An 8,104-nucleotide genomic window follows, 5' to 3' on the forward strand; every position below is an offset into this window, starting at 1 on the left:
GCTCGGCCGCCTCGCCCGCCGCGGTGGCGCCGACCGCTTCGGCGAGCCGGTCGGCGAAGGCGACGCGGGCGTCCTCGCTGAGCCCGGGGCTGCGGCCGGCCGCGTAGAGGGGGCGCAGGCGTTCGGCGACGAGGTCGATGTCCGCGGCGAGGCGGCGTGCGGCGGCGCGGCGTTCGCTGACGAACTCGCCAAGCATCTCCCGCAGTTCGCCGACTCCTTCGCCGGTGACGGCGGAGAGGGCGAGCACCGTGGCACCGGGTTCGCCGTGTTCGCCGAGCGGCATGCCGTCCTCGTCGAGCAGACGGCGCAGGTCGTCGAGGACGAGGTCGGCCGCATCGGCGGGGAGCCGGTCGACCTGGTTGAGGACCACGAACGTGACCTCGGCGTGGCCCGCGAGGGGGCGCAGGTAGCGCTCGTGGAGGACGGCGTCGGCGTACTTCTCCGGGTCGACGACCCAGATCACGGCATCGACGAGGCCCAGCACGCGGTCGACCTGCGCGCGGTGCTCGACCGCCGCCGAGTCGTGGTCGGGCAGGTCGACGAGGACGAGTCCGCTGAGTTCCCCGTCGTCCTCGGACGGCAGCACGGGCCGGCGTCGCAGTCGTCCGGCGACGCCGATCCGGTCGAGCAGCCCGGCGGCGCCGTCCGTCCAACTGCACGCCAGGGGCGCGGAGGTGGTGGGCCGCCGGACGCCGGTGTCGGAGATGTTGGCGCCCGCGAGGGTGTTGAAGAGCGTCGACTTGCCGCTCCCGGTGGCCCCGGCGAGGGCGACGACGGTGTGGCGGCCCGAGAGCCTGCCGCGTGCGGCGGCCTCGTCGAGCACGCGCCCCGCCTCGGCGAGGGTGTCCTCGTCGAGGCGGGCGCGGGAGAGGCCGACGAGTTCGCGCAGCGCGTCGAGCCGTTCCCGCAGCGGACCTTCGCGGAAGGCACGCACCTCGGCATCGCCGCCTCGGCTGCCTGCGGCCTCGCGCGTGGTGAGGTCCGGGCACGTACCGATCGGTCCGGCGCGGCGCGCGATGAGGCCGTCGTCGAACACCGGCCGAGGGACATCCGCCCCGGCCTCAGTCCTGCCCGTGTGCGGGGCGGGCGCGGTGTCTTCGGCGGGTGTGCGGGGGTCCGTCTCCGTCTCGGGGGAACCGGTACCTGCCCCGGTCCCGGTCTCGGGGGTGAGGGCGTCTTCCGCGGCGCGGCCTGCGGCGGGGCCTGTGCTGGTCGGCTGCGAGGTGAGGTCCGTACGTTCCGGGAGCGGACCCGTGCGGGGAGTGGTCCCGTCGGCCGGGGCGGGCACGCGCGCGGCGCCGGGCCTGGCGAGTCCCGCCTGGAGGGCGCCCGGCGTGCTGCCGGCGCCGGCCGGCGTACCACCGAGGGTCTCCGGCGTGCGGTCCGAACTGCCGGACGTGTCACCCAAGATGTCCGGTGTGGGGCTCGACCCGCCCGCCACCCCGGAGGCGGCATGGGCGACGGGCGCCTCTTCAGCGGCGGGAGCCTCGTGGGCCCCGGGCTTCTCGTGGGCTCCGGTCTCCTCGTGGGCGGCGGAAGCCGCTGGGCTTTCCGGAAGCGGACGTTCCGGGGCGGGGATGTGGCCGCCCCTTCCTTCCGGGGTGCCGGGGCGGTCCTGGTGCTCGGTGGCGGCGGTGCTCACGCGCTCGCCCCTCCTTCTGTCTCGGCGGCTGGGACGTGGTCTTCCGCGTGTCCCGCGACGGCGACGGCCGCCATGCCGCGGGCGACCGCTCCGTCGGCGCCCGGCGAGTCGGACGCGGCAGCCTTGGCAGCCACGGCAGACGTCCCAGCCCTCGCAGTCGCTCCAGCCGTGGCAGCCGTGCCCCCCGCTCCAGCCGCCCCAGCCGTGGCGCCGGTGCTCGGCACGGTGGCGGGCGCGGGTACGGCGACGGACTCGGGCCGGGGGATGACAGCGGTCCGTACCTCGCGCACCTTCTCCACGAGGGAGAGCGCGGCGATCAGCGCGGACTGCGGTTCGTGGCCGATGCCGAGGGCATCGAGCGGGGCGAGGCGGCGTTCGCGCTCGGCGCCGAGTACCCGGTCGAGGCACTCGCCGAGGAGTTCGCCGCCCCGGTCGCGCAGGCGCACCGCGCCCTCCGCGCCGATGCGTTCGGCGAGCGACTCGCCCGCGACTCCGCCGCGCCGGCCACCGAGCAGCGCCGTGACGAGCAGGGCCGTGACGGACTCCGGGTCGGGGGCGGTGCTGTGGTCGAGCGCGCGCAACTCCTCCTCGGCGTACTCCTCGACGACACGCCGCCAGCGCCGCACCGCGACGCCGATGCGGTGGGCGAGCTGTTCCGTCTCGCCCGGGGACGACGGGCTCAGTTCCGGGGCGCGGGCGGCGGGCTCGCGGCGCCAGCGGGCGTCGATGTGCTCGTCCGCGGCGGTCACGGCGCACAGCAGGAGGGCGGCGAGGCTGTCGACGAGGGCGTCGGTGAGTTCGCCGGGGGTGCAGTCGACCGGGTGGGCCTGCCAGCGCTTGAGGGCGTCGCCGGCGAGGACGGCACCGTCCTGGAGCCGTTCGTGCAGCCGTGCGTGTTCGAGGGCGTGGGCCTCGTCCACGGCGGCGCTGAGCCGGACGGAGGCGGCGTACTGGGCCGCGACAGCCGCGGCGAGTTCGGGCATGCGGCGGCGCAGGGAACCGAGCGCGCCGCGTGCCGTGCGGCCGACGGCGCGGGCGCGTGCGTACGGGTCGGCGGCACGGTGCGCGAGCCAGGCGCGCAGCGGCGCGACGGCGGTGGCGGGCAGGAGCCCTCCCCCGCCGGTCGACTCGGGCAGTTCGGGGACGGTGAAGCGGGGGACGTGGCCGAGCCCGGCCTTGGTGAGGAGAGCGCCGTACCGCTGCGAGACCTCGCCGAGTACCTGGTGGGGCACGCGGTCGAGGACGGTGAGGAGGGTGGCCTGCTGTTCCTTCGCGGTGCGCAGGAGGTGCCAGGGGACGGCGTCGGCGTACCGGCTCGCGGTGGTCACCATGATCCAGATGTCGGCGGCGCAGATGAGTTCGGCGGCGAGGAGGCGGTTGCGGACGACGAGGGAGTCGATGTCGGGGGCGTCGAGCAGGGCGAGTCCGGGGGGCAGGGCTGCGGAGGTCTCGATACGGAGCACCCGGCCGCGGTTCTCCTCGCCGGTCTCGAAGCCGTCGTCGTCATAGGCGCCGTACTCGTCCTCGTAGGGGGCTTCGGCTTCCTCGTAGCCGCTGTAGGCCGGGTGGTCGGCGGGGCGGGGGGAGTCCTGGCGGGGGACCCAGACGCGGGTCAGTTCGGGGAGGACCCGCAGGTCGGCGAACCAGTGGTGGTCGTCGGGGTGGCAGACGAGCACCGGGTTGCGGGTCGTGGGGCGCAGGACGCCGGCCTCGCTGACCCGGCGGCCGACGAGCGAGTTGACGAGGGTCGACTTGCCCGCGCCGGTCGAGCCGCCGACGACGGCGAGGAGCGGGGCCTCGGGCGTGCGCAGGCGGGGAAGGAGGTAGTCGTCGAGCTGGGCGAGCAGTTCGTCCCTGTTGGCGCGGGCGCGTGGAGCGCCCGGCAGTGGCAGGGGGCAGCGCACGGCGGCGACGCGGTCGCGCAGGTCGGTAAGGGCGTCGAGAAGCTGAGGCCGTGCATCCAAGGTCACCACATGCGCAGAATGCCCGGTTTTGGCGACATATTGAAGCGTTTGGCTGCTTCTGCGTGGCAAGGGAACCCGGGCGGTGGAAGGGGGCGGGGACGCCGAGCGATAACGAGTGCACAACACCCTGGCACCGGTGGGCCTCAAAACGATGCGTGATGCGCACCTGCCTGCCAGTATCGGGACCGCTTCACCGAACCTGCACAACGTGGCGCGCGGGCGAAGCAGCAGGGACACGGAGCCCGGAGCCCTATCCTTGTCCCCGGCCAGGTCACCGTCCTGCCCGCACCAGGGCTCCCGGCCACCGGCCGCACACGACCGGCCCCCGTAGCTCAGTGGATAGAGCAGGCGCCTTCTAAGCGCTTGGCCGCAGGTTCGAGTCCTGCCTGGGGCACCATCGAAGGCCCCGCCGCAGAGCGGGTGTTCCAAGGACGGAGCGGTGCGACGCGCTCTTTCTTCCTGTCGGCGTTCCCACGCGGGAACGGACACGGCAGCGGGCGGACGCGGCGACCGCTGTCAGGTCCAGATCGCGTAGATCTTGCCGGTGGAGCTGGAGAGGTAGACGGTGTCACCGACGACCAGCGGGGCCGCGCGGATGGACGTCTTCGTGGCGTACTGCCACAGCATTCTGCCCGTGTCGGCTCGCAGTGCGTACAGAACGCCGTCGCCGACGACGTAGACGACGCCGTCCGCCGTGACGGGCCGGGTGAGGTTGTCGTCGGCGAGCTGGCGCTGCCAGACGAGCTTGCCGGTCTTCGCGTTCAGCGCGCGCACGGTGTTCTTGTCCGGGGCCGTCAAGGTGCTGACCAGGACGGTGTCACCCGCCGCCGTCGGTGGGGAGAAGGCGTAGGCGCTCCCCTGAAGTTCCCACTGCTTCTTTCCGGTGGCCGCCGATACGGCGTACACGGTGGCCCCGGTCGTGTCGGAGCCGAGGCCGCTGACGTAGACCATGCCGCCGCTGACCGTGGGGGCGTCGAGGGAGAAGCCCCCGGTGTCGAACTGCCAGCGTGTGTCACCGGTGTCGCTCCGCGAAGCGAAGAGGACACCGCCGACGCCGGTGTAGAGGCTGTCGTCGGCCACGGTCGCGACCGTCCGCGTCAGCTCGCTCTCCTTCGTCCACGCCTCGGTGCCGGTTCGCGCGGACGCCGCGTACAGCCAGCTGCGCTGGTGGAACTCGCTGCCCTTCGCATCGATGCTGACGGTGTAGAGCCGCTCGCCGTGCACGGTCGGGCAGGCGAATCCGCCGGCCGTGGACTGCACCCACCGTTTGGCGCCGGTGTCGACGCGCACCGCGTGCACGGTTCCGTCCACGCCCAGGTAGAGGGTGTCGCCGGCCGCGACGACGGCGGGGTTGACCCACTCGTACTTGCGGCCCGGAGTGTAGGTCCACTTCTTGGTACCGCCCTCGGCGGAGAGCGCGTACAGGGCCGTGCGTCCGGCCGCGAGGAGCAGGCCGTCGGCGAGAAGGGGAGGTGCGGCCTCGCTGTTGGGCGATTCGTCGTCCGCGTCAGCGATGGCGTACGACTTCCACCGCACGGAACCGGCCTTGTGCGACGTGGTGGACGCGGCCGCGCCGCCGCTGCCGCCGCCGCTGCCGCCGCGTCCGATGCCGGACAGCCAGCTCCCGGCACCGATCGCGGCCACGGCGGCGGCACCCGTGAGCCCGAACAGAGCGCGTCGTCGGGTGGTTCCGGTCGCCCGCTCCCTGGGGGGTTCGAACTGCCGCGTGACCGTGAAGCCGGGGGTGACCTGAGCAGTAGCGCCTTCCGGCCCCCACGGCCGGTCCGGAGCCGCCGCCCCTTCCGGCCCCCACGGCCGGACGGGGGCAGCCGACCCTTCCGGCCCCCGCGGCCGGACGGGGGCCGCCGATCCCGGCGGGCCGAAGGCCGACGGGGTGGCGTCGGCCTTCGGCACCATCTGGGCGACCGCCGCCGGCAGCCAGTGTCCCTGTGGGGGGAACGGCGGCGAGGCGCCGTTGCCCGCCGTGGTCCCGGCGAGGAGTCCCGCCATGAGACGGGCCACGGTGGGGCGTCGCCCGGGGTCCTTCTCCAGGCATGCCCCGACCACTTCGCGCAATGCCGCCGGGACGCGGTCCAGGGCGGGCGGCTCGTGCACCGTGCGGTAGGCGATGGCATGCGAGGCGCCGACACCGAAGGGGCCCATCCCGGTGGCCGCGTACACGAGCACGGCCCCCAGCGCGAACACGTCGGCGGCGGGGCCCGCGTGGGGGCCCACGAGTTGTTCGGGGGACATGTAGCCGGGAGTGCCGACCATCGTGCCGGTCTGCGTCAGCACGCTGGCGTCGCTGACTGCCGAGATCCCGAAGTCGATGACCCGGGGTCCGTCGTGCGAGAGGAGTATGTTCGACGGCTTCAGGTCCCGGTGCACGACGCCGACGGCGTGTATGCGGGTCAGCGCCTCGGCCAGGCCCGCGCCCAGCCGCAGCACGTACTCCACCGACCACGGTCCGTGCGTCTCGACGGCCGCGCCGAGCGCCATGCCCCGCACGTACTCCGTGGCCAGCCACGGCGGGTTTCCGGTCGGGTCGGCGCCGACCACCCCGGCGGTGAAGGCGCCGTTCACACGGCGGGCGGCGGCCACCTCCCGGGCGAACCGGCGCTGGAAGCCGACCTCCTCCGCCAGGTCCGGCCGGACGACCTTGACCGCGACCGTCCGGCCACCGGGCGACTGCCCCAGGTACACGCTGCCCATCCCACCGGACCCGAGCCTGGCCGTCAGCCGATACGGCCCGACCTGCTCCGGGTCGGTTGCCCGCAGCGCCGCGAACCCCTCCACCCGCCCCTGCCCCCTCCAGCGCCCCGACAGCAACTCGCGCGTCATCATGCCACGTTGGTACGGAGGCCCCCCCGTGGGCGGGAGTGGCGGGACGCGAGCGGGCACGGGCCGACTCGTGGGGACACCATGGAATGCCTGCCCCCCCCGCGCGGGGGGGGCCGCCCCTTCGGCCCTCCGGCTCGGCAGCCCTCCACCCTTCCGGCTCGGGCCCCTTTCCGGTCCGGCATCCCTCCGGTCCCGGTCCAGCCCGGGCAGCCGCGGGAAGAGATCCACATCGGACACGTGCCCGAATATTTCCTCGCACGCCTCGCCGGTTGTGAAGACGGTGTGAGATCCTGCTCCCGGCTCGGCCGGGACGCATGTGCCCCACGAGCCCTGGGAACCTAAAATTCCCTTTGCGTTGCCACGCCCTGGGGATGCAGCCCGAGGCTCCTGCGTTTGCGCAGGTCAGCCCCCGTAGCTCAGTGGATAGAGCAGGCGCCTTCTAAGCGCTTGGCCGCAGGTTCGAGTCCTGCCGGGGGCGCCACCACCTCCTCGTGACCTGCCTGAACGGGTCAAGGGAGAGGCTTCTCACCCGGTGCCACCTGCCCGGCGGAACGCCGAGGGAACGGTGCCCGGTCCGCGAGTTCTCCACGGGACCGCCCGGCCCGGCCTCCAGCCGCCGTACGTGATGCCGCTGAGCTGCTGCCCCGCCGCCCTGCCGCCGTCTTTGCCCCTGCTGCCCCTCCCGGCCCTACTCCCCCAACAGCGCCGGGAGTTGGCGCATGTCGGTGAAGACCGTCGTGCCCGGCCCCGTGAGGCGCGCGGCGGGGGTCAGGCCGCCCGCGTAGCCGTAGGCCCGCATGCCCGCCGCGCGGGCGGCGCGGATTCCTGGCGCGCTGTCCTCCACGACCGCGCAGGAGGCGGGGGACACACCCATGCGGCGGGCCGCGTGGAGGAAGAGGTCGGGAGCGGGTTTGCCGCGGGCGACCTCGCTCGCGCTGTGGACGCGGCCCGCGAAGCGCTCGTACAGACCGGTGCGGCCCAGGGTGTGGCGGAGCTTGTCGTGGGTGCCGCTGGAGGCGACGCACACCGGCAGCGTCAAGGCGTCGAGCGCTTCGACGACACCGTCGACCGGGGTCAGCCCCGCCTCGACCGCGTCGTGGTGCAGCTTCTCGAAGCGCTCGGACCAGAGCGTGGCGGTCTCCGCGCCGAGGCGTCCCGCGATGGTCGTACGGATGTCGGCGTGCGAGCGGCCGATGAAGTGCTCCACGACGCCGGGCTCGCCGAGCGGCCAGCCGAGTTCGGCGCCGAGCGAGGCGTGGACCCGGGCGGCGATGCGTTCGCTGTCGACGAGGACGCCGTCGCAGTCGAAGATGACGAGTTCTATGGGCGCGGTCACCGGACCAAGGTAGTCGTGAGCGGGCCGGCACCGGTACGCACGGGGCGGCTCACCGGCCCCGCGAGGGCACGTCCGCCGGAGGCAGGAGCAGTTCCCTGGCCCAGGCCGCCCACCGTGCCCCGGCGGGGTAGGGGAGCGTGCGGGCCTGTGCTTCCGCGCGGGCCAGCTCGCGGGCCCCTTCGGCCGTGCGCGCGAGCCGGGTCAGGCAGGCCCCGAGGGCGAGGCGGGCCTCGATCTCGACCAGGCGCTCCCCCGTGCGCCGTGCGCGGGTCAGCTCGGCGCGCGCGAGACGCAGGCCCTCGGCGGCCCTGCCGCTCAGGA

The 8,104-nt window shown here is 74.3% G+C and carries 5 protein-coding genes and 2 tRNA genes; 2 read left to right on the forward strand and 5 right to left on the reverse strand.

Going from position 1 to position 8,104, the window contains the following annotated elements; translation table 11 throughout:
• Positions 1 to 1,288, reverse strand: a 1,288-nt coding sequence (locus G3I42_RS06270; RefSeq protein WP_343244468.1) for a GTPase, incomplete at its 3' end; no start/stop codon positions are given.
• 350 nt (positions 1,289 to 1,638) lie between these two features.
• Entirely contained in the window at positions 1,639 to 3,615 is a 1,977-nt protein-coding gene (locus G3I42_RS06275; protein WP_164283159.1) for a dynamin family protein, read from the reverse strand.
• Between the two features lie 312 nt (positions 3,616 to 3,927).
• Here G3I42_RS06275 and G3I42_RS06280 point away from each other — a divergent pair.
• Positions 3,928 to 4,003 (forward strand) — tRNA-Arg (locus G3I42_RS06280).
• Between the two features lie 119 nt (positions 4,004 to 4,122).
• Here the strand turns inward: G3I42_RS06280 and G3I42_RS06285 are convergent.
• The gene (locus G3I42_RS06285) at positions 4,123 to 6,450 is read right to left on the reverse strand and encodes a serine/threonine-protein kinase (RefSeq protein ID WP_164283161.1); all 2,328 of its coding nucleotides are present in this window, start codon (positions 6,448 to 6,450) and stop codon (positions 4,123 to 4,125) included.
• 402 nt (positions 6,451 to 6,852) lie between these two features.
• Here G3I42_RS06285 and G3I42_RS06290 point away from each other — a divergent pair.
• A tRNA-Arg gene (locus G3I42_RS06290) sits at positions 6,853 to 6,928 on the forward strand.
• Positions 6,929 to 7,135: 207 nt separating this feature from the next.
• Here the strand turns inward: G3I42_RS06290 and G3I42_RS06295 are convergent.
• Entirely contained in the window at positions 7,136 to 7,783 is a 648-nt protein-coding gene (locus G3I42_RS06295; RefSeq protein WP_164283163.1) for an HAD family hydrolase, read from the reverse strand.
• Between the two features lie 49 nt (positions 7,784 to 7,832).
• A partial coding sequence (locus G3I42_RS06300) for a hypothetical protein (protein WP_203606429.1) occupies positions 7,833 to 8,104 on the reverse strand: 272 nt, incomplete at its 5' end.

The sequence above is a fragment of the Streptomyces sp. SID11385 genome, assembly GCF_010548245.1.
Classification (GTDB): domain Bacteria; phylum Actinomycetota; class Actinomycetes; order Streptomycetales; family Streptomycetaceae; genus Streptomyces.

Coding starts and splice junctions, on each gene's coding strand:
- G3I42_RS06285 (WP_164283161.1), bottom strand. CDS start 6,450: ATGATGACGCGCGAGTTGCTGTCGGGGCGCTGGAGGGGGCAGGGGCGG.